Below are 22,689 nucleotides of genomic sequence, written 5' to 3'. Positions count from 1 at the left end.
CACTTTTATATAAAATATTAGCTAAATTAAGTTAACTTATTGAAAATAAACTATTTAATATTTTTAAACTATTTATAAAATGTATATTAAGTAAACAGTTTGTCTTTTTCTATTAAATAATTCCTTATTCCATAATTGCCTATTACTTTATTTTTATTGCTATCTAAATCATTTAAAGGAAACTCATAAGCTAATAGTTTTTTATTATAATACTTCTCTAAAATACCATCCTTAAAAGCTTTTTCTAAAAATAAATTAAACGCATCAATATTCACTTCAGTAATTCTAATATGATTTATTAATTCTGTTATTTGAATAAAAAAGTCAGGTCTTAATCTATTCCTTAAAAACTTCTTTACTTCACTTGCTGAATCGTTTATATGACGTGAAAGTGTTATAGAATTAAAATCTCTTTTAGTTTTCCTAAATCTTAAACCAATAAAGTAATGTTGACTTTCTATTTTAGCTATCGCATCAATTCCACACTCTTTATCCATCATTCCTCTTGTAACTAATTCTATATTAGAAGCGGTTAGTAAACGCTGTAAGATTGACTTGTATTTAATGAAATTTTCAGCTTCAATATTAAATCCATCACTATAATCTAAATTAAAGCCACCTCTGTTTTTATCTGACATATTTCAGCTTTTTAAAATGTTTAGAAACAGCCATTTTAGTTATATTTAGATATTCGCTTATTTCTGTTTGATTAAGATTAGGTCTAATTTCTAATATCTTAATTACTTTATTTAAAGGCTTAAGATTACTATTAGCTATTTCATATATATTAACGTCTTTTATGACGTTGTCAGTAATTCTTTCAAATATAGCTTCGTTATTAATTACTTCTTGAGCATATTTAACCAACCAATATTTAATATATTCTAAACCTTGTTGATAGCTCTTAAATGGTTTAATACAATGTAATGACCATTTATTATCTATCTTACTATACCACCAATAATCGTAACCATCAAATTTAATAGTATGATTTTTATATTGTGATAGTTGCTCTAAATCTTTCAAACTAAAAGGCATAAATATCAGTTTTATATCGTTCTACGTTATTCTGTGTTATTATTACTTGTTATTTCCAATCAGCCATATTAATCACAACAGGCTTAAATAAATTATTCTCTGTATCACTGTTTAAATCAACCGCTTGTAATCTATTTAAAAGATACGGTAAAGAGTAATTAATAAACTTAAGTTTCTCACTATTAGTCAGCTTATCTATCTCTATTTGTTCTAATGCTTCAAATGTTAAAACTTCTAAAAAGTCTTTTAACTCTTTATTGATTTTAGCTTTACCTCTTTTACTTTTACTACCGAAATTATTACCTTGTTTGAATGCCATTTTATTTTATTTTAATTATTTAAAAACATTTTTAATACTATATTCCTGAATTGCTTCATCTCTAATTTGACTTAAACTAAATAGAGGTACTTCGTTATTTTCTAAACTATTTTTCAATACATCAATTGTATTTAAAATACGTTCTTTCGTCACTGTCTTAATACCGAAATCAACAGCTAAAAGATTTAACGACTTAATTAATATTTTTTCAGCTTGTAATGGTGTTATCTTGTCTTTAATTACTAATTGCTCTAAATCAGTTATATTATTTATTTGTAGTTCCATTTTTATTTATTTTTTAATTTTTTACTCAAGCTGTTTGGATTAAATAAGTACTTTAATCTATTGAAAAAAGAAATAGATTCAATCTCTTCAATCATCTCATAACGGTAGAACCTTCTCACACTTTCAGCAGTTTTTTCCTGCTTCAATTGGAATTTCTTTTTACTTGCAATTCTAACCTCTCTAACATCAATAGAAGCTCCGTGAAGGCATATATTGAAAGTGAAGTACCTTTCACTATCATTCAGAAAAATACTGTCATAGAGTGCAATTAATTGCTCTCTGTCTATAATGATTTGTGATTGTGAGAAGTGAATTGTATCTAATTTATTTTCAAGTTGTGATATTACTTGTTTCAACTCTGTTGCTGTCAACTCTTCTAATAGGCTTCTGAACTGAAGAGCTGTAAAAAATTTGTCATTTGGTTTTAAAGAACTCTTTATGTGAGATACTATCATTTGATTTACTAGTGCTGTCATTGTATTTTTTTTTATTAATTTATTGTTATTATTATTTTATTATATTTTTTACCAAGTCACATTATTAGCCTGCTCGTAAGCAGTTTGAGCGTTTAAGAGCGATTCAATAAAAACTAAACAAGCAGTTGTATTAGTGTTATAGCTAAACCAACCTTTAGCGAATTGTTTGGCTCCAAATGGCACGTATCTAGAAGTCTTAACCTCTTCTCCAAGTTTATTAGTAAAAGTGAAACTAATCAAACAACTCCTTTTAGTAGCATCCTGTGAGCTAATAACAATGTCCTTTATTCCAGGTTCCGTTCCTGGACTATTAACATCTATGTAATAGCTATTTCCGTTCACCGCGTTATATTCTGAAATGTTCATCTATATTTTTTTTATTTAATTTGTAATTTCTTTTTAATCTGAACTATCAACCTTGCTTTTTCATCTGCGGAAACTCCTTTTTCTTTTAGTAGTGCAGTAGTCAATCTATTGAACCTTGCAATTTTTAACTTCTTGGCTATTTCAATCCTCTGTGTTGGAGTAAATCTAACCTGCATTTGTTGAGGTTTCTTTTTTTTATTCTTAAAAAACATTTTCATCTAAATTAAATTTCACAATATCTTTTTTCTTGGCTTGACTTTTATATTTCTCCAACCATTGCTCTTTAGTGAGCTTGGTTTTTATTTTTAAATTGCCATTTGGAGTTTGAATTATAATCAAATTAAATTCAGGCTCTTTAGCTTCTATATCTAATTGTTTCATTTTCTCCAACCTACTTTTTATTTCCTCACTTGAGATATAAGTCTTGTTCACTGCTTTATGTGTGTACTTATCCATTCTATTAAAAATTTGAGTTATTCAATTTTAAAATATTCACGCTCCACTGACCGAGATAATTCCTATTTAAGCAATCTGTGAAACTTGGATTTGACAGTTTGTTAAGAATTGTACAAGCTTCATTTAGAATATTATAGTCTTTTACTAATTCATCTTTTAAATAGGTTGTATGAATTGATTTGAGCTCTTCTAAAGCACTATCTTTTAAAGTTGGTATGTTATCCTTAAATTCAATAACATCTAATCTAATAGCGTCTAAATTGCGTTGTAAGTAAGCATACTCTGTTTCAACTCCAAGAAGTGTAGCAGACATTAAAATATTCTTAAATCCTGTTTTAGATATGATAACTTGTTCAACTTGTTCAAGAGTTAATAGCTCTCGTTTAGACGTTATTAATTCTATATAATCTAAAGATTTAATCAACTTATTCAAATTGTCTTTTAATGCTTGTGCGTCAATCTCATAAGCTGTTTGATTGAAACTTACTTCTACTTGATTTTTCATATTTTCTATTTATTTGTTATTTTTTTTATTATTAATTTCTATTAGCTCTTGAATTAAGAAAACTAATACTAATAGTACTAAAACCATTTATTTACGCTTGTCCAATAGTCATCAGTCTTATGAACTGACTAACGTTCAATTTAGTTTTACTCGCATAATCTTTTAATTGCTTTAATTCGGCTTCAGCTAATCTGAAAGCGATTAATTTTTCTTTTACCTTGCGTTTGTTTTTTACTTCCATTTTTACTACTGTTATGTTAAACATCGTTTAGATAAAGAGAGAATTTCGGTATAACTGTTTAAGTAGTTTATTAACAATATAGTAGCTTAATTATGCTTAAATCGTTGATTTTAAAAGAATTATTCTGTTAATAAGTATTATAAATTTATCCGCCACATTATAACATTTATCAAACGTGGCTCTCGTCGGCGGGGGGAGTTATCCACAGCCTGGAGAGATTTCGATGGCACATAATGGGATTCTTTTCTTGGATGAATTGCCAGAGTTTAAGCGCGATGTACTCGAAGTAATGCGACAACCTTTAGAAGATAGAGAAGTGACTATTTCACGAGCTAAATTCACGGTTACCTATCCATCTTCGTTTATGTTGGTAGCGAGTATGAACCCGAGTCCGAGTGGTTTTTTCAATGATCCGGATGCTCCTCAAACTTCTTCTCCCCACGAAATGCAACGGTATATGAATAAAATATCCGGACCATTATTAGACCGAATTGACATTCATATTGAAGTAACACCCGTTCCATTTGATAAATTATCAGACGATAGAAAAGCAGAAAGTAGTGTCGATATTCGGAAAAGAGTAACTAATGCTCGCGAAATCCAGTCGTCTCGTTTTGAATTGATACCAACCATTCATTACAATGCTCAAATGAGTACCAAACAGATTAGAGAATTTTGTGCATTGGATGAACCTTCTAAAGAATTACTGAAAAACGCAATGGAACGATTGAATCTTTCCGCTCGAGCGTATGACCGAATTTTGAAAGTAGCACGAACAATTGCCGATTTAGAAGCTGCTGAAAAAGTAGCATCCCATCATATTGCCGAAGCGATACAATACCGAAGTTTAGACAGAGACGGTTGGTTGGGTTAGTTTTCTTCTGATTCGGGAACAACAATTTCTTCATTTTCGATACCAATAACTGTATCATAGATAGCGTATTGCATTGACATATTGAAAGGTATAGTAAAAAGAACACCGATACAAAAACCAATCAAACCGACTAAAGAACCTAAAAAAGCAACGAATAAAAGTAGAAATAGCGTTAGAAATTGTGAGCTAGTTAAACTGATACTTGCTTTTATAGCTGCAATCGCTTTTTGTTTGCCAAAAATAATTAGTGGCGTACTCAAAACAGTAACTATTCCGATTGCAAAAGAAATAATTCCTCCTAATACAGGAATTTTGTAGAAAGTTAATGCACTATCGATGCCAGTACTCAAAAGAGTAATGATAAAAGTAGCAACAAATAATTCTTTGAAATACGTCCATTTGTAAAAAGAGAAAAATTGACGCATTTTAAATTCCACATCTTTATCAGCAGATTCAGCCATTTTTAAAAAGCCCGCACTAATTGGACTAAAAAGACTATTGATAGCTAATACAGCTATAAATTGGTAATCAAGGTATTCTTGTTTTAGCATTTTAGCTTCAAGTTGTTTTATCACATTTTCATTTAAATGCTCCGCGCCTACAAAACTAACTACTCCAATAGCCGCAAGAAAAATGAAAAGAAAACCAAAAACCAAAATAGCTAAACCTGCATAAAGTGCTATTTTTTTATAGTTTTCGAATGCTTTATTGAATACCTCTTCAAATTTCAATTCGTACCCATTTGCTTGTAAGTGTGCAATTTTTTGATTGATTGTTTCCATTCTTTAATTAATTCATTGATTGTTTTTTGGCTTATAGCCAATTTAATATTTTTTTTACTGATGCTAATTTGTCTTTATAAGGTGCATATCGTAACGGTAAGTCTATCCAAGTTGCTTTTTTGACCACTCCCTTATGGTGCGAAAAAACATCAAAACTTAATTTTCCATGGTAGGCCCCAATGCCACTATTTCCAACTCCTCCAAAAGGCAATTGCTTATTAGAGAAATGAATCATAGTATCGTTAATACAACCTCCTCCAAAAGAATGTGTAGCAATTATCTTGTTACAAAATGATCTTCTCTCGCTGAAAATATACAAAGCCAACGGTTTTTCGTATTTTGAAATAATACTATCGATTTCGGTTTCCTCTTCATAGGTCAGAATGGGTAATAACGGACCAAATATCTCATCCTGCATAATTAAACTATCAAGATTATTTTCCTCAATTAGAGTAGGAGAGATGTAATGGGTTTCACTAGTGTATTTACCACCAAAAAGAACTTTAGTATCCTCAATCATTTCGACTAAACGGGACCAGTTTTTAGTATTGATTATTCGAGCAAAATCTGGAGAAAGTTCAGGATTTTCACCATAAGCTTTGGTAATCTCCTCTTTTAAGAACTGTATAAAATACGATTTACTATTTTTATGAACCAAAATATAATCGGGAGCTATACAAGTTTGTCCAGCATTGATGAATTTCCCCCAAACGATTCGTTTGGCTGCCAATCTTAAATTAGCGGTTTCATCAACAATACAAGGATTTTTACCTCCTAATTCTAAAGTTACGGGAGTTAAGTTTTTCGCAGCGGCTTTCGCAATGATTTTACCAACTGCTACGCTACCCGTAAAGAAAATATAATCCCAACGTTGTTCTAGTAAACGACTTGTTATTTCAACACCACCTTGTACTACTTCCACATGATTGGTTGGGAACGTTTTACTAAGGATAGTTTCGATAATTTCGGCGGTTTTGGGTGTTAACTCCGAAGGTTTTAAAACTACTTGATTTCCTGCTGCAACAGCTGCTATTACAGGACAAAGTGCCAATTGAAAAGGGTAATTCCAAGGTGCAATTACTAATACTTTTCCGTAGGGTTCTTTGTAAATGGTATCTGAAGAAGGAATGTTTAATACAAAAGGGAAAACTTTTTTTGGTTTTGCCCAACGGGATAAATTTTTAATAGTGTATTTTAAATCAGAGATAACATAACTCGTTTCGGTAACTACAGATTCAAAAGCAGGCTTGCTAAAATCCTCTTGTAATGCCTTTACAATTTCATTTTCATACGAAATGATATTGCTTAACAAACGAGTCAGAATTTCCTTTCGGTAACCAATGTCGGTTTTGTAATTCATATATCCATACTGCTTAAAATGCTATGCAATATAAATTTTAAAATGGAATAAAATACCATTCATTAATTAAAATCAAATAAAATTCCAAATTACATCATCAGGAGTAGGGGCAATTATAGTTAAAGCTTCTTTGGAAACAGGGTGAGTAAAACTCAGTTTTCTGGCATGTAAATGAATTCCGCCGTCAGGATTACTTCGGTCAAAACCGTATTTCAAATCCCCTTTAATGGGAGAACCAATTGCAGCCAATTGCGCTCTAATTTGGTGGTGTCTTCCTGTATGAAGATGAATTTCTAAAGCGGTATAGTTGGTTAATTCTTTAATAATTTGGTAATCCAAACTAGCTAATTTACTATCAGGTACTTCTTTTAAGTGTGCTTTAGAAGTATTGTTTTTTTCATTCCTTTTGAGGTAATGAACTAATTTGTCGTGCGGTTTTTTAGGTTTATTTTTTACAACAGCCCAATAGGTTTTTTGAGTTTCTCGATTACTAAAAAGCTCGTTCATTCTGGACAACGCTTTACTCGTTCTTGCAAAAAGGACAATGCCAGTTGTGGGTCTATCCAAACGATGCACTACTCCTAGAAACACTTCTCCTGGTTTGTTGTATTTTGCTTTGATGTATTCTTTGACAATTTCGCTAAGTGGTTTGTCTTTCGTTTTATCTCCTTGAACGATATCACCAACGCGTTTATTGACTACGATGAGATGATTGTCTTCGTGAAGTACCTGTAGATTATCCTTATTAGAAATAATTTTTCCCAAAATAAAATAGTAATAAAACAAATATTATTAATTGAACACACTAATCACTATTTACGAGTCACTAATATTGTTCATTGGCATTAGGGAAATCAGTTGATTTTACATCTTCTACATATTGGCTTATAGCCGAAGTCATTCCTTCGTACAAATTCATATAGCGTCTTAAGAAACGAGGGCTGAATTCATTGTTCATTCCTAACATATCATGGATAACTAATACTTGTCCGTCAACACCTCCACCAGCTCCAATTCCAATTACAGGAATAGCAATGCTTTTGGCTACTTTTTCGGCTAAATGGGCTGGAATTTTTTCTAAAACAATTGCAAAACAACCTAAACTTTCCAAAAGTTTTGCATCTTCCATTAATTGTTCTGCTTCTGCATCTTCTTTGGCACGAACAGTGTATGTTCCAAATTTATAAATGGATTGAGGAGTTAAACCCAAATGTCCCATAACCGGAATCCCTGCGTTTAATATTTTTTTGATAGAATCTTTTATTTCGCTACCACCTTCTAATTTTACAGCATGTCCACCACTTTCTTTCATAATTCGGATAGCAGAACGCAAGGCTTCTTTTGAATCTGATTGGTAACTTCCAAAAGGTAAATCGACCACAACTAATGCGCGTTCAATAGCACGAACTACTGACGAAGCGTGGTATATCATTTGGTCCAGCGTGATAGGTAAAGTAGTTTCGTGTCCTGCCATAACATTAGATGCAGAATCTCCCACAAGAATTACATCTACCCCAGCAGAATCTACTATTTTTGCCATAGTATAATCATAGGCAGTAAGCATTGAAATTTTTTCGCCATTTGCTTTCATCTCAATCAATGACTTGGTAGTAATTCTTTTGTAATCTTTTTTTGCGACTGACATAGTAATGTATTTAATTGCGGTAAAGGTAATAAAATGTAATTTTTTTAACTCAAAATCGCTGATTAATATTATTTGTAACAATAAGTTTATTTAAATTCGTAACATGAAAAAAATACTATTGGGGTTTTTGTTGTTCATAACAGGATCTCTCTACTCGCAAAATCAAGAAGTCAAAAATGTTATTGAAACTTTTTTTCAAGGGTTTCATGCTAAAGATTCTATTGTTATGAAATCGGTTTGTTCAGATAAGTTGATTTTGCAATCTATTATTTCGAATGTAAAAGGGACTAAATTAATCAATGAGAATTCGAAAGATTTTTATCGTTCCATTGCAACTATTCCAGTTGCTACTCTTTTCGAAGAAAAGCTATTAGATTATACGATTCAAGTTGATGGAGCAATGGCCCATGTTTGGACACCGTATGAGTTTTTTATTAATGGAAAATTTAGCCATCGAGGTGTTAATGCATTTACAATGTATAAAGAAAATGAAAATTGGAAGATTGTTTATATTATTGATACCAGACGAAAATAATTTAACAATCAGCCATATTTACAGCTATTGCTAATCCTCCTTGAGAGGTTTCTTTGTATTTTGAGTTCATATCTTTGGCGGTTTGCCACATGGTATCGACTACTTTATCTAAAGGTACTTTTGCATTTTTGGGATCGGTAGCCAATGCTAGTTCAGCTGCGTTTATTGCTTTGATAGCTCCCATGCTATTTCGTTCAATACACGGAATTTGAACTAATCCTTCTACAGGGTCACAAGTAAGACCTAAATGATGTTCCATAGCAATTTCTGCTGCTATTAAAACTTGACTAGGAGTTCCTCCCATTACTTCACAGAGTGCTGCTGCAGCCATTGCTGACGAAACGCCTATTTCGGCTTGACAGCCTCCCATGGCAGCTGATATAGTAGCTCCTTTTTTGAAAATACTTCCAATCTCACCGGCTACCATCAAAAATTGTTTGATTTCTTTTTCTCCAGCTTGATGATTTTCGATTACTAAATAGTACATTAATACTGCAGGAATTACTCCAGCACTACCATTGGTAGGCGCTGTAACAACTCTGCCTAGTGAAGCATTTACTTCATTAACTGCCAAAGCAAAACAACTTACCCATTTTAAAATTTGGCGAAATTTCACCTCTGTTTTTCGGATTTGTTCTAACCAAGTTTGAGGTGAATTGTAATTGGATAATCCAATCAAATCTTGGTGCATATCGAAAGCTCTTCGTCTAACATGCAATCCCCCAGGTAATATTCCTTCAGAATGACAGCCAATGTACATGCATTCTAACATAGTATTCCAAATACGCAGCAATTCATTATGAATTTGATCTTCAGAACGCATTGATTTTTCGTTTTCATATACAATTTCTGAAATCGACTTGTTTTCTTGGATAGAATAATTTAGCAGTTCGGTGGCTTTAGTAATAGGAAACGGAAAAGCACATTTTAGTACTTGTTTCTTTTTGGCATTAATTCGTTCTTCTTTGACTACAAATCCTCCTCCAATAGAATAATAGGTAGCTTTAAATGTTTTTTTATCTCCAACAAAAGCAGTGAATTGTAGACCGTTAGAATGGAATGCTAGAAAATTTTTGTTGAAAATAATTTCGCTTTTAGGAAAAAACGGAATTGTCTTTTCATTTCCTAAATGAATTACATTATCTGTATGAATTTGAGTAGTTATTTTAGAAATGCTATCTACTGGAATTGTTTCAGGGTCTTGTCCACTTAAGCCTAATAAAATAGCTAAGTCAGTAGCATGACCTTTGCCTGTTAATGATAATGAGCCATACAAATCGACTTGAATTTTTTCAGTTTTAGCCAATAAATTATTTCCTCTAAGCTCTGATAAAAATCGTTCGGCAGCACGCCAAGGGCCTAAAGTATGCGAACTTGATGGACCAACTCCAATTTTTAACATATCAAATACTGATATACATTCTTCCATAGAATCGTTTTTTAATTGGAATTAATAAGGAATAGCAATGATGAATTATTTGTCTTTTAGTCGCAAACCAAAAGGAACCATCAATACTCCTTTTTCGTAAATGTTTAGATACAATACGACAGGTTTTTTTTGTCCCTCCCATTTAAGCTCGTAAACATCTAAAAAACCAGCACCCATATCACTTCTTTTAGTAGGAAAGGGACAGCAGCTTTCTAATTTTGTATAGCTTATTTTTTCTCCTTTTGGCCCAGCCAAAGCATTTAAAAAACGTTCTTGATTAGCATCGGATTTACTGGTTTGATAAAAAATATTAATAGGATAATCTTTGTCGTACCCATATTTTTTGTCGGTACTAAATAGTTTTATTTCAAAGGTATTGTTACTATTTACTACTAAATCAGGTGCTGTATCATCTACATTTTTTAAAGTAGATTTAGTACTAACGCAGGAACTTATAAGTATACTAAGTGCTATATAGAGAATATTTTTCTTCATGACCGTATTAATGTTTTGTTGAACTTAATTTTAAATACAAACTGAATACAAATATAATGAGAACTTCAAATGCTTTATTCTTTCAGACAAGAATTATGCCTAAATTAAATGTTTTGATTGCAAAATTGGATTCCTTATTTTTACAAAAAATAAAATTTATGAATGCGTTTTTTGAGACTTGGCCTTGGTATATCTCCGGATTTATAATAGGTATGATTATGCTTTGTTTGATCTACTTTGGGAAACATTTTGGAATGTCCTCAAATTTAGAGTCGCTGTGTTCAATGTCAGGGTTAGGTAAAAAAGTAGCTTATTTTGACTTTGATTGGAAGGCTAATAAGTGGAATTTGATAGTGGTATTGGGTGCAATGCTTGGCGGATTTGTTGCTGTACATTTTATGAGTGATCCAAGTAATGTATCGATTAATCCAAAGACTATTGAACAATTAGCAGTACTTGGAATCGATGCACCTAACGGAAAGTTGGCTCCAGAGGTTCTTTTTGGAAATCAAATCTTTACATCGCCTAAAAGTATTTTTATTTTACTCATTGGAGGAATTTTAATTGGTTTTGGTACTCGCTATGCTGGAGGTTGTACTTCTGGTCATGCTATTTCGGGCTTGAGTAATTTACAATTACCATCTTTAAAAGCGGTTATAGGATTTTTTATTGGCGGACTCATTATGGTACATTTTGTTTTACCTCTAATTTTTTAAAACATGAAATTCATTAAATTTCTAATCGTAGGGTTTGTTTTCGGAATCGTTTTAACCAAATCAGAAGCGGTGTCTTGGTATCGTATTTACGAAATGTTTCAATTTCAATCGTTTCATATGTACGGCATTATTTCGGTAGCTATTGCAACAGGTGTAATTGGAATTCAAATCATCAAAAAGTATCAATTAAAAGCAATTGATGGTACTCCAATTGTTATTAAAGCTAAAGAAAAAGGTTCGGCTCGTTATTGGATTGGGGGCATCTTTTTTGGTTTAGGTTGGGGATTAGTTGGTTCTTGTCCTGGACCAATATTTATATTGTTAGGTGCTGGAATTTTACCAGTTGTTATAGTGCTTTTGGGGGCTTTGTTAGGTACTATTTTGTATGGTGTTTTAAAAGATAAATTACCTCACTAAAAAGATAAATACAATTTTTAGAATAGCATTTTCTTATAAAAGGAGATGCTATTTTTTTTGATTCAAATCTAAAATACCCCAAACAATGCTATACTGCGCTAGTAAATAAGTAAGCATTATTAAGAAGGAAGCTTGAGAAATGGGCTGGTAGAATTTGTTAAAAGCCAAAATACTGTCTGAACTGATAAAAAATATAGCTCCTATCAAAACGGAGTGATACGGAATGGCATTCCATTGATAACTTCCTTTTAGAGCAAAAAATAACATGGTACTGATTACTATTGCATAAATTACTACTGGCAGAGTAAGCGAACCTAGTTTAGGACCTAGCGTTCCAATCATCACTGAAAAATACATTAGAATCAATCCAACTCCGGCTCCAAAACTTAATTTGTTGCTTATAGACTTACTCCTAGTTTGTTTGTTAAATAGTACAATATAAAAGAGATGGGAAATTAAGAATGCTACTAGTCCTAGTATAAAATAGATTTCGCCTTTATTTGCAAAAAGCAAAATTACATCGCCTATCCAAGAGAAGATTAATGCCGTTATTAAGATTTTTTTGGTTCTAAAGCTTTCTGAAAAATACACTGCAATTAATAAAATAGGAAGTAGAAAAGGTTTTACTACTCGGGCAATTTCTTCTTGGTTAAATGCGGTAATGAATAAGTAAAAAACACTACAACCTAAGTAGATGAATAAGAATAATTTGTTTTTCATGTCGTTTTAGAATTTAGGTTAGAGCCAATTTTTTAGATTTGAACCCCGAGCTTACAAAATAGATGTTGATAATTAACGAAAGAGTTAAATATCCCATTACTAAGTAGGTTCCAAAAGGAATCAGAGTGTCAATTTCAAACCAATTTCCGAAATAAGTAATTATCCCAATTCCAAAAACAAATCGGATACTTTCCCAGAACAACGAATAATTGTTGGTGTCCATTAATTCGGTGTAACTATACACACTAATAAAAATAAAAGTTCCGTAAACGAAAACATGTTGAATGTCTATTCTTGCAATAGAAAGGTATAAATAGCTTACTAATCCTAAAGTAACAAACAATTGTACCACAGACCAATACATTAATTTTTTAGAATAATGTGTACCATATTTATCAAAACTATAGACGTTCGAAATTTTGGTTACAGGATATTTTTCTTCAAAATTTTCTGGACGCCAACCGGTTGGTTTAAACCAAATGGTCAATTTGTCTTTCCAATTCTCCGCTCGCCAAGCATCGCAAATTAACAGCCAAAGATGTTGAAAGTTAATTCGGAACGGATTCCAAGTTTGAGCGGGTCTTGTTATTCCGAAAACGGGAGGTACGGTATCTAGTTCTTCTTGATAGGTTCCGAATAATTTGTCCCAAAAAATAAAAATTTGACTGTGATTTTTATCAATGTATTCGGGATTGATGGCATGATGCACTCGATGATGCGAAGGGGTAACTAGTATTTGTTCCAAAATCCCCATTTTTTTAATGTGTTTGGTATGATACCAAAATTGTAAAAACAAATGAATAGGTAAGGTGATGGCTATAACTTTGGCAGGAACACCAAGTAAAGCTGCTGGGATTAATAGGAAAGTAAATAGGTTGACAAAACTAGATACACTTTGGCGTAAAGCACACGACAAATTGAATTCTTCGCTACTATGATGTATGGCATGTTTGTTCCAAAAAAAATTAATTTGGTGTGACCATCGATGCGACCAGTAACCATAAAAATCAATAACAATAAATCCAATTAAGTACGTAAGAATCGAAGCGTCTTGATGAAACAAGGCAATTTTGGTTGCCATCCATTCATAAGAAAGTAAGGTGACGCTTAGACCGAGTACATCTTTTAAAGAATTAATAATTCCAGAACTGATACTTGATACAGAATCCATAATGGGAGCTGTGTCCTCTCCTTTATAATAGCCGTATACTTTTTCGATAATTATTAATACCAAAAACAAGGGCATAGCCAATAATAATACTGTAGCATATTCTTTCATAAATACCTATAACTTTAATCAAATATAGAATAAAACTATAAAATTTATGAAGAAATGATAAAAAATGTAAAGTACTAGATAATTTCGGCACTCAATCCAGCTTCCAATAATTGAATACATTGTGGTTTGAGTTTGTCATACACGTCAGTTTTGACAGTACATTTCCCGTTGTAATGAATAATTAGCGAACATTGTTCAGCTTGTTCAGGAGTATGGTCGCACACGCGAACCAAGGTGTCAATTACGTGATCAAAAGTATTGACATCATCATTATAAACAACAATTTCGTTATTTGCTATTGTTGTTTCTTGAAAACGGACTCTTTCTTTTACTTTTTCTTTAGTACTCATTTGAAGGTAGGTTTGTACTTTGGTATTACAAAACTAATTTACATATTTTAATGAAACCCAGTTGTTTCTTTGAAACTTTTTAACGTAAGTCAAACCTTTTTCGGTACAAGAACTATCTATAAAGGGAATGTCTTCTTCGTAGAATCCACTAAATAAAATCGTTCCGCCAGGGTTCAAACAATCCACATACGATTGCATGTCATTTAATAGAATATTTCGGTTGATATTCGCAATGATCAAGTCGTATTTCTTGCCTTTAAGCAAAGTTGCATCTCCTTCATACACGCTAATGTGTTGGCAATAGTTACGCTCTGCATTTTCTATAGAATTCAAATAACACCAATTATCAATATCGATAGCATCAATAGGTTGGGCGCCTTTCATCTCCGCTAAAATTGCTAAAATTGCAGTTCCGCATCCCATATCTAAGGTTTTTAAACCTTTTACCTCCATTTCTAAAAGATGCTGAATCATCATGTGTGTAGTTTCGTGGTGTCCAGTACCAAAACTCATTTTAGGTTCAATAACGATATCAAACTCAGCTTCTGTCTTAGGGTGAAAAGGAGCGCGAACATGGCATTTACCGTCTACCTCAATAGGTTCGAAGTTTTTTTCCCATTCTTCATTCCAATTGATTTGTTCTATTTCTTCGTAGGTGTAGTCAATGGTAAATTCTTCCGATTGTAAAATGTAAACATCATCAAGAATGGTATCGTCCCACAATTCTTTTTGAACAAAAGCATCAATTCCTGTTTCCGTTTCCGTGAAACTCTCAAATGCTTTTTCTCCTAATTCGGCAATTAGAATTTCTGACCCTAGTTCTTTTGGCTCGATTGTAAAATGGTATCCGATATAACTATTTGACATGTTTATTTTTTTTGCAAAGGTACAGTTTCTCTTTATTTATTGAGACCAATCAAAACAAAAAAAAGAGGTTTGAATGAACCAACCTCTTTTTATAATTTAGAATTGTAAAATTTAGATAGCGTTGATAATCGCAACGAAATCATCTGCTTTTAAAGCCGCTCCACCGATAAGACCTCCGTCAACATCTGGTTTAGAGAAAATTTCTTTTGCATTTTCAGGTTTCACACTTCCTCCGTAAAGGATAGAAACATTCTCAGCTACATCACTTCCAAAAGATTTACGTACCGTTTCTCTAATGAATTCGTGCATTTCTTGTGCTTGTTCTGGAGAAGCAGTTTCTCCAGTTCCGATAGCCCAAACAGGCTCGTAAGCTAAAACAACATTTTTCCAATCGTTAGCACTAATGTGGAATAAACCATCTTTCAATTGATTCTCTACAACGTTAAAATGAGTGTTAGATTGACGGTCTTTTAATTCTTCACCAAAACAGAAAATAACAGTCATATCGTGTTCTAAAGCTGCATCTACTTTGCTTGCGATTAAAGCATCTGTTTCGTGAAAAATAGATCTACGCTCAGAATGTCCAAGGATTACTGTGTTTACACCAACACTTTTTAACATATCAGCAGATATTTCTCCAGTAAATGCTCCACTTTCAGCTTGGTGAACGTTTTGAGCAGCTACATCAATATTGGTAAATTCTAAATGATCCACCGCCGAAGCTAGGTTTACAAAAGTAGGTGCTACAATAACTTGTGCAGTACTATCTGTAGGTACTTTAGCAATTAAATCATTCAATAAATCTTCTGTTTGCTCTGCGTTCTTATGCATTTTCCAGTTTCCTGCAACAATCTTTTTTCTCATTTTAGTTGTATTTATTTTAATAGTTTTTAGTTTATTTTAATTTGTTTAATGTCTCATTAATTAGATCGAAATCAGTTTCGATAGCTCGATATAGTACAATTTTTCCTGATTTATCTAAAATAATATATCTCGGAATCCAATCCAAATCTATCGCTTTACCAAAAATACCTTTCATCTGGTCATTCGCCATATAATGGTCTCCTTTTAATTCGTGTTTTTCAATTCCGGCTAACCATTTGTCGGAAGTTTTATCCATCGAGATAAATGTAAAAGCTACTTTTGGATGATTGGCTTGTAATTCTTTTACCTTAGGCATTGCTTTGACACAGTCTCCGCACCATGACGCCCAAACTTCAATTACGGTAGTTTTACCTTTTTGTTTCTTGATAATATCTTTAAAAGCTACCTGACTCCCATCAGTCGATAATAGCGTTTCAGACAAAGCAGTTTCTGAAAATGTTTTTTTCTGTGCATTGCTTGTACACGAAAAAGAAGCGAAAGCAATTAATATAGCAATTAGTTTTTTCATCTTGATAAATATTTACAAAGTTAATTTAAACGCAATAGAAAGTTTGTTTTTGTTTGAATACCACTTGATTTCAATATCGTTATAGTTAATAAATAAGCAACTTATTAACGATGAAATGAAGTTATAATTTCAAATCTTCAATATCATTATAATGTACTTTTTGTTTTACAGTACCTTTTTCAAGAATTACAATACTCGGATTGGCTCTTTCAATGGTTTTTAAAGCGGTGGCATCACAGAAGTAAAAATCAAATGTGAATCCAAATTCTTTCTTTGTTTTTTCTATTTGTTCAGGTGCCGAACCTGTCATACCGATAACAGTATATCCTTTCGCGTCAGCTTGTTGTTTGAGACGTTCTAGTTGGGTTAACCCTTCTTTGTTGGCAATAGCCAAATCATAAGCAACAAATAGCATTAGTTTTGGATTTTGCAACAACTCGTCTTTATAGTCAGCACCGTCTTTTTCCATTGTAAAATCGTGAATAGGAGGTACATAACCTTCTACAATGACTTTATCTTTTCTATCTACAAAAGTAGCTCCTGCAGGTATTTTCATTAAATCCTTTTCTGTAAATTCAGTATCCACTCCGTTTACTTTGTAGATAAAAGTCATTTCTACAACAGATTGTGGTGCTCCTTCTGGAATTTCCATTCCTTTTTGGATATTGTTGCCTACTTTAAAAGGTCTGAAGTCAATAATTGGTAGGTGATGCAATACCCAATACGCTATAAAACTACATAGTCCAATACTAATAAGAACTAAAATATTCTGGATTTTGGCTTTAAATAAAGGTTGAATTAATTTGACATTGAAAAATAAAATCAAAATAAAAAATAATAAAACCACATCTTTTGTAAAGGATTCCCAAGGGGTTAAATGCAAAGCATCTCCAAAACATCCACAATCTTTCACCACATTAAAATAAGCCGAATAGAAAGTTAGGAAAGTAAATTTAATGATAAGAATTAGCAAAAGCCAAACGGTTAGTTTTGATTTGAAGCCTAACAAAAGCATAATTCCCAAAACAACTTCAAGAATGACTAAAAAGATAGCTATTGCTAATGAAAATCGCACAAAGAAAGGTAAATTAAATACAGGTTCTCCAAAATATTCCGCTAATTTATAAGAGAAGCCTAAAGGATCATTTAATTTGATTAATCCCGAAATAATAAAAAGAATCCCTACGAAAATTCGAGAAAATTGGGTGAGTATGTTTTTCAGCTTTGTCATAATGTAGAATTTGAGATACCGGTTGTTTTTATTTCATTAAAATCAATGCAAAAACGGCATAATTGATCATGTCTTGATAATTGGCGTCAATACCTTCTGATACTAATGTTTTTCCCTTGTTGTCTTCAATTTGCTTTACGCGAAGTAATTTTTGCAAAATCAAATCCGTCAAGGAACTCACTCGCATATCGCGCCAAGCCTCGCCATAATCATGGTTTTTATTTTCCATTAATTTTTTAGTTTCCTTGATTTTGGCATCGTACAATTCACTGGCTTTAGTGACATCCAAATCAGGTTGGTCAGCAATTCCTAATTCCAGTTGAATTAATGCCATAATAGAATAGTTGATGATTCCGATGAATTCTCCCGACTCATCTTCGTTTACTTTTCGAACTTCATTCTCTTGTAAACTTCGGATGCGTTGGGCTTTGATAAATATTTGGTCAGTAAGTGATGGTAAGCGTAAAATGCGCCAAGCACTTCCGTAATCTTTCATTTTATTGATAAATAAAGAGCGGCATACCGCAACAACGGCATCATATTCTTGTGAAGTATTCTTCATTATTGATGTATATTTGTATTCAAAATTTTTCAAAAATAAGAATAATTTTTCTGAAAGAAGAAAAACAAGGTCTTTAAAACCAGATTGAAATGACGATTAATTGTAAAGGACAGCTCATCGATTTATCAAACCCTAAAGTAATGGGAATTCTGAATCTAACTCCCAATTCTTTTTTTGATGGTGGAAAGTATAAAAACGAAACTGAAATTATAGCGCAAGTTCAAAAAATGCTTTCAGAAGGGGCTACTTTTATTGATATTGGTGCCTATTCTAGTAAACCCAATGCAGAATTTGTGTCTACAGAAGAGGAAATGGCACGAATTGTTCCTATAGTTGACTTGTTGGTGCAACGATTTCCAAATATCTTGATTTCAATTGATACGTTTCGCTCTCAAGTGGCTGAAGCTTGTATTCAAAAAGGAGCCGCATTAATCAATGATATTTCAGCAGGAAAATTAGACGATGCAATGTTGGGTGTTGTTGCCAGGTACAATCTGCCTTACATTATGATGCACATGCGAGGAACTCCCCAAACAATGTCAACACTCACGCAATATGAAGATGTGGTTAAAGAAGTGCTTTTGTATTTCTCAGAACGAATAGCTGTAGCGCGAAGTTTAGGTATCAATGATTTGATTGTTGATCCTGGATTTGGTTTTGCCAAAACACTAGAACAGAATTATGAAGTGCTTCAGAAGATGGAATTATTTCAGCAATTAAAATTGCCAGTTTTAGTTGGTATTTCAAGAAAATCAATGATTTATAAAACATTGAATAATAATGCATCTGAATCTCTTAATGGAACCACAACTTTAAACACAATTTCATTGTTGAAGGGAGCGAATATTCTTCGTGTTCATGATGTAAAAGAAGCGGTGGAGTGTATCACTTTATTTAATAAAATGAATTCATGAAAAACCTAAGTGTGTTGTTGTTTTTTGTTCTATTTTCTTGTGGAAATCAAGAAACGATATTGTTGTCAAAATCAAACGTAACTCTTATTAAGGAGGTTCAGGATTATTCGCCAATTTATTTGTTTTTTAAAACCAAGGGAAAAGACACTTTGGTAGAAGTAAACAGAAAAAATTCAATTAGTTCGACCAATTGGATTTTTCATATTGACAAACGGTTGCCGTTGCGATTGGTGGTTCCAGAAATTATAAAATTGCAAGCTAAAAAGGAGGGAAGTATGCATAAAAGCGAAACTTCAGAAAATTATTTTTCGTATTCAGATAGTATTCAAAAGAATTTAGCCTTCTTATCTTTTACGAGAGTAAAATACCAATTCACAAATCCAAAGTCGGGAGCCATTGCGTATTTTTCAAAAAATGATTTTTCGCTTCAAAAGTTAAAAAGTATTTCAGGTAAAATTACTTTGGGGTTTGATAAGAATTTAAGTTTTGGAGACTATCTTCAATGTAAAATTGCTATTCAAAATTCACATTTGTCTAACGTTTCACAAGAAGAATTCGTCTACTAGTACTCTGCTCAAGATAGTACATCTTAAATCGTATATCGTAAATTTACTGATGATGATACGGTTCGTTTCTTAAAATTGTAAATCCGCGGTAGAGCTGCTCAATAAAGAATAAACGCACCATTTGATGTGAAAAGGTCATTAGTGAAAGTGCTATTTTTCCTTGCGCTTTAGCGTATACCGTATCCGAAAATCCGTAAGGGCCACCAATTACAAAAACCAAAGTTTTGATGCCAGAGTTCATTTTCTTTTGTAATTCTTCTGAAAATCCCACGCTTGAAAAATTCTTTCCATTTTCATCCAATAAAATTAGCTGGTCTGTCGGACTTATTTTAGCTAAAATCAACTCGCCTTCTTTTTCCTTTTGTTGACTTTCAGATAAGTTTTTTACGTTTTTAATATCAGGAATAATATCCAACTCAAATTTGATATAAAAAGACAATCGTTTGGTGTAATCGTCAATTAACGATTGCAATGCCTTGTTGTCTGTTTTGCCAATTGCGATGAGTTTAATATTCATAATTTGGACTAAATTTGAACTGCAAATATAGAGATTTATGAAAAAGAGTAAGACTAAGTTTTTAATCCCCAAAATATATCCTACTTTAGCAATTCCTAAAAAAAGTAGAAAATGATTAGTGATTCCCAATTCAAAAAGGAGTTAGAACTTTTGATTGCCAATGCGATACGTGAAGATGTGGGTGCGGGTGATTATAGCTCTTTAGCTTGTGTTCCTGCTTCGGCCAAAGGAAAAGCTAAATTATTAGTGAAGGAGGACGGGATTATTGCAGGAGTTGCATTTGCCAAAATGATATTCGATTATGTAGATGCTAGTTTACAGTTGGAAATTTTTATTGAAGATGGTTCAGTGGTGAAGAAAGGTGATGTAGTTTTTCATGTTTCGGGAAGTTCACAATCTATTTTGAAAGCCGAACGCGTGGTGCTGAATTCTATGCAACGCATGTCGGCTATTGCTACAAAAACAAATGAGTATGTTCAATTATTAAAAGGAACTCAAACCAAAATTCTAGATACTCGTAAAACTACTCCAGGGTTTCGCGCTCCAGAAAAATGGGCAGTAAAAATAGGCGGAGGCGAAAATCATCGTTTTGCCTTGTATGATATGATTATGTTGAAAGACAATCATATTGATTTTGCAGGCGGAATTACTTTGGCTATAGCCAAAACCAAAGACTATCTTAAAGCGAATAATTTAGATTTAAAAATTATAGTAGAAGCTCGGGATTTAGATGAAATTAAAGAAATTTTAGAAAGCGATGGGGTAGATCGTATCTTGATAGATAATTTTAATTACGAAGATACTCGAAAAGCTGTTGCTTTAATTGGAGATCAATGCCAAACAGAATCGTCAGGAAATATAGATGAAACTACCATTCGACACTATGCGGATTGTGGTGTGGATTATATTTCCTCAGGGGCTTTGACACATTCAGTTGTTAATATGGATTTAAGTTTAAAAGCATTTTAATATGTCGAAGGCGATAGAAAGTAGGCTTTTAAAAGTGCCAATACTAAGAAATTTAGTTCAGGTGTTACAACGAATCAAATTACCTTGGTTAGAAGGTTTGTCGTTGTATGATTTGATGGAATTGTATCTTCTTGGAATAGTTGAGGGTGGTTTGACCTATCACGCTAGTGCGGTCGCTTTTAGTTTCTTTATGGCTTTGTTTCCTTTTGCCTTATTTATCTTGAACTTGATTCCGTATATTCCGATTGAAGGGTTTCAATCTGATTTTTTGGAATTTGTTAAGGAAGGGGTGCCTCCTAATACCTATGATGCGATTTATAAAATTATTAATGATATCTTGAATAACAGTCATTCGGGCTTGTTGTCTTCAGGATTTGTATTGTCTATTTTTTTAATGGCCAATGGAATTTCGGGAATCATAAGCGGTTTTGAATCTTCTAAACACGTTATAGTAAAACATGGATTTTTACGACAATATGTTGTGGCTTTGGGTATTTCAATGGTATTGTCTATTTTGTTGATTGTAACAGTGGCTGCCATCGTAATATTTGAGGTTATTATCCAACAAACGATTATTCAAGATGTGCTAAGTGACCAAGTGCCTTTAATAGAAATGGGACGTTATGCGTTCGTAATTTTGATGATATTAATTACAAGTTCTATTCTTTTACGTTATGGGACGAAGCAATTTCATAAACCGCGATTTGTAAGTATTGGTTCTGTATTTACCACTATTTTAATTATTATTTCGTCTTATTTCTTCGGAATTTGGGTAATTAAATTTTCTAAATACAACGAGCTATACGGTTCCATTGGAACCTTGTTAATTTTGATGTTTTACATTTGGATTAACTGTATGATTCTTTTGTTAGGTTTTGAATTGAATGCCACCATAGCCAAATTAAAAAAACAAAACGCAACCCAATTATCATAACTCAATCCAATTTTAATATGTATAAATTTTGTGTTCTTTTATTGTTTGTGCTCTTCTCAATTAATGTGAATTCTCAATCTATTCTTGGGAAATGGAAAACTATTGATGATGAAACTGGAGAAGCTAAGTCTATCGTTGAAGTATTTTCTAAGTCAGGAAAGATATATGCAAAAGTAGTTGAAGTGTTGGATTTGGCTCATAAAAATAGTTTGTGCCAAAAGTGTGCTGGCGAAGACAAAAATAAACCCATTTTGGGCTTAACCATTATCAAAGGATTGTCAAAAGACGGTTCTGAATACAATTCAGGTGAAATCTTGGATCCTAAAAATGGGAAGTTGTACAAATGCGCACTTTCTTTGGAATCAAAAGATAAACTTAAGGTTCGTGGTTATATTGGTTTTTCGTTATTGGGAAGAACACAATATTGGCATCGAGTGAATTAATTTAT

Annotated in this window: 33 protein-coding genes and 1 pseudogene; 9 read left to right on the top strand and 25 right to left on the bottom strand. The window is 32.5% G+C overall.

Translation table 11 applies throughout. The features are described from left to right. Positions 1 to 86: 86 nt before the first annotated feature. The 10 genes from MG292_RS09260 to MG292_RS09215 all read right to left on the bottom strand — a co-directional run bounded on the left by MG292_RS09260 (position 87) and on the right by MG292_RS09215 (position 3,710). Positions 87 to 638 (bottom strand): hypothetical protein, encoded by a 552-nt coding sequence (locus tag MG292_RS09260; protein ID WP_264533012.1) that lies wholly within the window; start codon positions 636 to 638, stop codon positions 87 to 89. Then, entirely contained in the window at positions 628 to 1,038 is a 411-nt protein-coding gene (locus MG292_RS09255) for a helix-turn-helix domain-containing protein (protein ID WP_264533013.1), read from the bottom strand. Before MG292_RS09255 ends, MG292_RS09260 begins: the two co-directional genes overlap by 11 nt. A gap of 49 nt (positions 1,039 to 1,087) precedes the next feature. Beyond that, positions 1,088 to 1,357 (bottom strand): hypothetical protein, encoded by a 270-nt coding sequence (locus tag MG292_RS09250; RefSeq protein ID WP_264533014.1) that lies wholly within the window; start codon positions 1,355 to 1,357, stop codon positions 1,088 to 1,090. Between the two features lie 15 nt (positions 1,358 to 1,372). Beyond that, positions 1,373 to 1,642 carry a hypothetical protein gene (locus MG292_RS09245; RefSeq protein WP_264533015.1) on the bottom strand — a complete coding sequence of 90 codons (270 nt, stop codon included), beginning with the start codon at positions 1,640 to 1,642 and terminating at the stop codon, positions 1,373 to 1,375. 2 nt (positions 1,643 to 1,644) lie between these two features. Continuing rightward, positions 1,645 to 2,118: a hypothetical protein gene (locus tag MG292_RS09240; protein WP_264533016.1), complete on the bottom strand. Its 474-nt coding sequence runs from the start codon at positions 2,116 to 2,118 to the stop codon at positions 1,645 to 1,647. Between the two features lie 48 nt (positions 2,119 to 2,166). Beyond that, positions 2,167 to 2,484, bottom strand: a complete 318-nt coding sequence (locus MG292_RS09235; protein WP_264533017.1) for a hypothetical protein — start codon at positions 2,482 to 2,484, stop codon at positions 2,167 to 2,169. A gap of 11 nt (positions 2,485 to 2,495) precedes the next feature. After that, positions 2,496 to 2,702, bottom strand: coding sequence for a hypothetical protein (locus MG292_RS09230; RefSeq protein ID WP_264533018.1), 207 nt, complete (start codon positions 2,700 to 2,702; stop codon positions 2,496 to 2,498). Continuing rightward, positions 2,686 to 2,940, bottom strand: coding sequence for a hypothetical protein (locus MG292_RS09225; protein WP_264533019.1), 255 nt, complete (start codon positions 2,938 to 2,940; stop codon positions 2,686 to 2,688). Before MG292_RS09225 ends, MG292_RS09230 begins: the two co-directional genes overlap by 17 nt. Positions 2,941 to 2,944: 4 nt before the next feature. Further along, positions 2,945 to 3,445 carry a hypothetical protein gene (locus MG292_RS09220; RefSeq protein ID WP_264533020.1) on the bottom strand — a complete coding sequence of 167 codons (501 nt, stop codon included), beginning with the start codon at positions 3,443 to 3,445 and terminating at the stop codon, positions 2,945 to 2,947. Positions 3,446 to 3,536: 91 nt separating this feature from the next. Then, complete coding sequence (locus tag MG292_RS09215) at positions 3,537 to 3,710, bottom strand: plasmid mobilization protein (protein ID WP_264533021.1); 174 nt, start codon at positions 3,708 to 3,710, stop codon at positions 3,537 to 3,539. 142 nt (positions 3,711 to 3,852) lie between these two features. Between MG292_RS09215 and MG292_RS09210 the strand changes: the two are divergent. After that, positions 3,853 to 4,560, top strand: a pseudogene (locus MG292_RS09210) (YifB family Mg chelatase-like AAA ATPase); the annotation flags it as partial. Here MG292_RS09210 and MG292_RS09205 read toward each other — a convergent pair. The 4 genes from MG292_RS09205 to panB all read right to left on the bottom strand — a co-directional run bounded on the left by MG292_RS09205 (position 4,557) and on the right by panB (position 8,347). Then, the gene (locus MG292_RS09205) at positions 4,557 to 5,342 is read right to left on the bottom strand and encodes a hypothetical protein (RefSeq protein WP_264533022.1); all 786 of its coding nucleotides are present in this window, start codon (positions 5,340 to 5,342) and stop codon (positions 4,557 to 4,559) included. The pseudogene MG292_RS09210 and the gene MG292_RS09205 overlap by 4 nt on opposite strands. A gap of 31 nt (positions 5,343 to 5,373) precedes the next feature. Then, positions 5,374 to 6,702, bottom strand: a complete 1,329-nt coding sequence (locus MG292_RS09200; RefSeq protein ID WP_264533023.1) for an aldehyde dehydrogenase — start codon at positions 6,700 to 6,702, stop codon at positions 5,374 to 5,376. A 72-nt stretch (positions 6,703 to 6,774) separates the two neighbouring features. Beyond that, positions 6,775 to 7,470, bottom strand: coding sequence for an RluA family pseudouridine synthase (locus MG292_RS09195; RefSeq protein WP_264534593.1), 696 nt, complete (start codon positions 7,468 to 7,470; stop codon positions 6,775 to 6,777). 58 nt (positions 7,471 to 7,528) lie between these two features. Then, the gene (panB, locus tag MG292_RS09190) at positions 7,529 to 8,347 is read right to left on the bottom strand and encodes a 3-methyl-2-oxobutanoate hydroxymethyltransferase (protein WP_264533024.1); all 819 of its coding nucleotides are present in this window, start codon (positions 8,345 to 8,347) and stop codon (positions 7,529 to 7,531) included. A gap of 103 nt (positions 8,348 to 8,450) precedes the next feature. Between panB and MG292_RS09185 the strand changes: the two genes are divergently transcribed. After that, positions 8,451 to 8,882, top strand: a complete 432-nt coding sequence (locus tag MG292_RS09185; protein WP_264533025.1) for a nuclear transport factor 2 family protein — start codon at positions 8,451 to 8,453, stop codon at positions 8,880 to 8,882. A gap of 1 nt (position 8,883) precedes the next feature. Here MG292_RS09185 and MG292_RS09180 read toward each other — a convergent pair whose 3' ends face one another. Together MG292_RS09180 and MG292_RS09175 are read right to left on the bottom strand one after the other, a co-directional pair. Continuing rightward, positions 8,884 to 10,311, bottom strand: a complete 1,428-nt coding sequence (locus MG292_RS09180) for an L-serine ammonia-lyase (RefSeq protein ID WP_264533026.1) — start codon at positions 10,309 to 10,311, stop codon at positions 8,884 to 8,886. A 45-nt stretch (positions 10,312 to 10,356) separates the two neighbouring features. Next, positions 10,357 to 10,806, bottom strand: coding sequence for a 2-dehydro-3-deoxyphosphooctonate aldolase (locus MG292_RS09175; protein ID WP_264533027.1), 450 nt, complete (start codon positions 10,804 to 10,806; stop codon positions 10,357 to 10,359). A 158-nt stretch (positions 10,807 to 10,964) separates the two neighbouring features. On the opposite strand from MG292_RS09175, the gene MG292_RS09170 reads away from it, so the two are divergent. Both MG292_RS09170 and MG292_RS09165 read left to right on the top strand, forming a co-directional pair. Then, the gene (locus MG292_RS09170) at positions 10,965 to 11,522 is read left to right on the top strand and encodes a YeeE/YedE family protein (protein WP_264534594.1); all 558 of its coding nucleotides are present in this window, start codon (positions 10,965 to 10,967) and stop codon (positions 11,520 to 11,522) included. Positions 11,523 to 11,525: 3 nt separating this feature from the next. Further along, entirely contained in the window at positions 11,526 to 11,939 is a 414-nt protein-coding gene (locus MG292_RS09165; protein WP_264533028.1) for a DUF6691 family protein, read from the top strand. A 48-nt stretch (positions 11,940 to 11,987) separates the two neighbouring features. On the opposite strand, the gene MG292_RS09160 is transcribed toward MG292_RS09165, so the two are convergent. The 8 genes from MG292_RS09160 to MG292_RS09125 form a co-directional block, all read right to left on the bottom strand. Beyond that, positions 11,988 to 12,659, bottom strand: coding sequence for a lysoplasmalogenase (locus MG292_RS09160; RefSeq protein WP_264533029.1), 672 nt, complete (start codon positions 12,657 to 12,659; stop codon positions 11,988 to 11,990). A 13-nt stretch (positions 12,660 to 12,672) separates the two neighbouring features. After that, positions 12,673 to 13,938: a sterol desaturase family protein gene (locus MG292_RS09155; protein ID WP_264533030.1), complete on the bottom strand. Its 1,266-nt coding sequence runs from the start codon at positions 13,936 to 13,938 to the stop codon at positions 12,673 to 12,675. Positions 13,939 to 14,012: 74 nt separating this feature from the next. Beyond that, positions 14,013 to 14,288, bottom strand: a complete 276-nt coding sequence (locus MG292_RS09150; RefSeq protein ID WP_264533031.1) for an ATP-dependent Clp protease adaptor ClpS — start codon at positions 14,286 to 14,288, stop codon at positions 14,013 to 14,015. Positions 14,289 to 14,321: 33 nt separating this feature from the next. After that, a complete protein-coding gene (gene prmA / locus MG292_RS09145; RefSeq protein ID WP_264533032.1) occupies positions 14,322 to 15,155 on the bottom strand; it encodes a 50S ribosomal protein L11 methyltransferase in 834 nt (277 codons plus the stop codon). A gap of 111 nt (positions 15,156 to 15,266) precedes the next feature. Further along, positions 15,267 to 16,019 carry a triose-phosphate isomerase gene (gene tpiA / locus MG292_RS09140; protein ID WP_264533033.1) on the bottom strand — a complete coding sequence of 251 codons (753 nt, stop codon included), beginning with the start codon at positions 16,017 to 16,019 and terminating at the stop codon, positions 15,267 to 15,269. 31 nt (positions 16,020 to 16,050) lie between these two features. Then, positions 16,051 to 16,548, bottom strand: a complete 498-nt coding sequence (locus tag MG292_RS09135) for a TlpA family protein disulfide reductase (protein WP_264533034.1) — start codon at positions 16,546 to 16,548, stop codon at positions 16,051 to 16,053. Between the two features lie 121 nt (positions 16,549 to 16,669). Then, complete coding sequence (locus MG292_RS09130) at positions 16,670 to 17,770, bottom strand: BT_3928 family protein (protein WP_264534595.1); 1,101 nt, start codon at positions 17,768 to 17,770, stop codon at positions 16,670 to 16,672. Positions 17,771 to 17,807: 37 nt separating this feature from the next. Beyond that, the gene (locus tag MG292_RS09125; RefSeq protein ID WP_264533035.1) at positions 17,808 to 18,341 is read right to left on the bottom strand and encodes a DUF1599 domain-containing protein; all 534 of its coding nucleotides are present in this window, start codon (positions 18,339 to 18,341) and stop codon (positions 17,808 to 17,810) included. Positions 18,342 to 18,430: 89 nt separating this feature from the next. On the opposite strand from MG292_RS09125, the gene folP reads away from it, so the two are divergent. Further along, entirely contained in the window at positions 18,431 to 19,255 is an 825-nt protein-coding gene (gene folP / locus MG292_RS09120) for a dihydropteroate synthase (protein WP_264533036.1), read from the top strand. Continuing rightward, complete coding sequence (locus tag MG292_RS09115) at positions 19,252 to 19,821, top strand: hypothetical protein (protein ID WP_264533037.1); 570 nt, start codon at positions 19,252 to 19,254, stop codon at positions 19,819 to 19,821. Before folP ends, MG292_RS09115 begins: the two co-directional genes overlap by 4 nt. A 43-nt stretch (positions 19,822 to 19,864) precedes the next feature. On the opposite strand, the gene rlmH is transcribed toward MG292_RS09115, so the two are convergent. Beyond that, positions 19,865 to 20,338, bottom strand: a complete 474-nt coding sequence (gene rlmH, locus MG292_RS09110; protein WP_264533038.1) for a 23S rRNA (pseudouridine(1915)-N(3))-methyltransferase RlmH — start codon at positions 20,336 to 20,338, stop codon at positions 19,865 to 19,867. Between the two features lie 111 nt (positions 20,339 to 20,449). Here rlmH and nadC point away from each other — a divergent pair, with 111 nt between their 5' ends. The 3 genes from nadC to MG292_RS09095 are packed head-to-tail and all read left to right on the top strand — an operon-like array spanning position 20,450 to position 22,684. Beyond that, a complete protein-coding gene (gene nadC / locus MG292_RS09105; RefSeq protein WP_264533039.1) occupies positions 20,450 to 21,307 on the top strand; it encodes a carboxylating nicotinate-nucleotide diphosphorylase in 858 nt (285 codons plus the stop codon). Between the two features lies 1 nt (position 21,308). Further along, the gene (locus MG292_RS09100) at positions 21,309 to 22,241 is read left to right on the top strand and encodes a YihY/virulence factor BrkB family protein (protein WP_264533040.1); all 933 of its coding nucleotides are present in this window, start codon (positions 21,309 to 21,311) and stop codon (positions 22,239 to 22,241) included. Between the two features lie 17 nt (positions 22,242 to 22,258). Next, the gene (locus MG292_RS09095) at positions 22,259 to 22,684 is read left to right on the top strand and encodes a DUF2147 domain-containing protein (protein WP_264533041.1); all 426 of its coding nucleotides are present in this window, start codon (positions 22,259 to 22,261) and stop codon (positions 22,682 to 22,684) included. Positions 22,685 to 22,689 lie beyond the last annotated feature (5 nt).

Source organism: Flavobacterium keumense, from assembly GCF_029866485.1.
GTDB lineage: Bacteria > Bacteroidota > Bacteroidia > Flavobacteriales > Flavobacteriaceae > Flavobacterium > Flavobacterium keumense.
This window is presented reverse-complemented; position numbering and strand designations above follow the sequence as displayed.

Bases quoted from the DNA above. Each gene is read 5' to 3' on its own strand.
- folP (WP_264533036.1), top strand. From the start codon at position 18,431: ATGACGATTAATTGTAAAGGACAGCTCATCGATTTATCAAACCCTAAA.
- MG292_RS09200 (WP_264533023.1), bottom strand. From the start codon at position 6,702: ATGAATTACAAAACCGACATTGGTTACCGAAAGGAAATTCTGACTCGT.
- MG292_RS09235 (WP_264533017.1), bottom strand. From the start codon at position 2,484: ATGAACATTTCAGAATATAACGCGGTGAACGGAAATAGCTATTACATA.
- MG292_RS09180 (WP_264533026.1), bottom strand. From the start codon at position 10,311: ATGGAAGAATGTATATCAGTATTTGATATGTTAAAAATTGGAGTTGGT.
- MG292_RS09225 (WP_264533019.1), bottom strand. From the start codon at position 2,940: ATGGATAAGTACACACATAAAGCAGTGAACAAGACTTATATCTCAAGT.
- tpiA (WP_264533033.1), bottom strand. From the start codon at position 16,019: ATGAGAAAAAAGATTGTTGCAGGAAACTGGAAAATGCATAAGAACGCA.
- MG292_RS09155 (WP_264533030.1), bottom strand. From the start codon at position 13,938: ATGAAAGAATATGCTACAGTATTATTATTGGCTATGCCCTTGTTTTTG.
- MG292_RS09115 (WP_264533037.1), top strand. From the start codon at position 19,252: ATGAAAAACCTAAGTGTGTTGTTGTTTTTTGTTCTATTTTCTTGTGGA.
- MG292_RS09170 (WP_264534594.1), top strand. From the start codon at position 10,965: ATGAATGCGTTTTTTGAGACTTGGCCTTGGTATATCTCCGGATTTATA.
- MG292_RS09205 (WP_264533022.1), bottom strand. From the start codon at position 5,342: ATGGAAACAATCAATCAAAAAATTGCACACTTACAAGCAAATGGGTAC.
- MG292_RS09185 (WP_264533025.1), top strand. From the start codon at position 8,451: ATGAAAAAAATACTATTGGGGTTTTTGTTGTTCATAACAGGATCTCTC.
- MG292_RS09150 (WP_264533031.1), bottom strand. From the start codon at position 14,288: ATGAGTACTAAAGAAAAAGTAAAAGAAAGAGTCCGTTTTCAAGAAACA.
- MG292_RS09215 (WP_264533021.1), bottom strand. From the start codon at position 3,710: ATGTTTAACATAACAGTAGTAAAAATGGAAGTAAAAAACAAACGCAAG.
- MG292_RS09125 (WP_264533035.1), bottom strand. From the start codon at position 18,341: ATGAAGAATACTTCACAAGAATATGATGCCGTTGTTGCGGTATGCCGC.
- rlmH (WP_264533038.1), bottom strand. From the start codon at position 20,338: ATGAATATTAAACTCATCGCAATTGGCAAAACAGACAACAAGGCATTG.
- MG292_RS09165 (WP_264533028.1), top strand. From the start codon at position 11,526: ATGAAATTCATTAAATTTCTAATCGTAGGGTTTGTTTTCGGAATCGTT.
- MG292_RS09260 (WP_264533012.1), bottom strand. From the start codon at position 638: ATGTCAGATAAAAACAGAGGTGGCTTTAATTTAGATTATAGTGATGGA.
- MG292_RS09250 (WP_264533014.1), bottom strand. From the start codon at position 1,357: ATGGCATTCAAACAAGGTAATAATTTCGGTAGTAAAAGTAAAAGAGGT.
- MG292_RS09245 (WP_264533015.1), bottom strand. From the start codon at position 1,642: ATGGAACTACAAATAAATAATATAACTGATTTAGAGCAATTAGTAATT.
- MG292_RS09175 (WP_264533027.1), bottom strand. From the start codon at position 10,806: ATGAAGAAAAATATTCTCTATATAGCACTTAGTATACTTATAAGTTCC.
- MG292_RS09160 (WP_264533029.1), bottom strand. From the start codon at position 12,659: ATGAAAAACAAATTATTCTTATTCATCTACTTAGGTTGTAGTGTTTTT.
- MG292_RS09230 (WP_264533018.1), bottom strand. From the start codon at position 2,702: ATGAAAATGTTTTTTAAGAATAAAAAAAAGAAACCTCAACAAATGCAG.
- MG292_RS09100 (WP_264533040.1), top strand. From the start codon at position 21,309: ATGTCGAAGGCGATAGAAAGTAGGCTTTTAAAAGTGCCAATACTAAGA.
- MG292_RS09220 (WP_264533020.1), bottom strand. From the start codon at position 3,445: ATGAAAAATCAAGTAGAAGTAAGTTTCAATCAAACAGCTTATGAGATT.
- MG292_RS09135 (WP_264533034.1), bottom strand. From the start codon at position 16,548: ATGAAAAAACTAATTGCTATATTAATTGCTTTCGCTTCTTTTTCGTGT.
- MG292_RS09255 (WP_264533013.1), bottom strand. From the start codon at position 1,038: ATGCCTTTTAGTTTGAAAGATTTAGAGCAACTATCACAATATAAAAAT.
- MG292_RS09095 (WP_264533041.1), top strand. From the start codon at position 22,259: ATGTATAAATTTTGTGTTCTTTTATTGTTTGTGCTCTTCTCAATTAAT.
- nadC (WP_264533039.1), top strand. From the start codon at position 20,450: ATGATTAGTGATTCCCAATTCAAAAAGGAGTTAGAACTTTTGATTGCC.
- prmA (WP_264533032.1), bottom strand. From the start codon at position 15,155: ATGTCAAATAGTTATATCGGATACCATTTTACAATCGAGCCAAAAGAA.
- panB (WP_264533024.1), bottom strand. From the start codon at position 8,347: ATGTCAGTCGCAAAAAAAGATTACAAAAGAATTACTACCAAGTCATTG.
- MG292_RS09240 (WP_264533016.1), bottom strand. From the start codon at position 2,118: ATGACAGCACTAGTAAATCAAATGATAGTATCTCACATAAAGAGTTCT.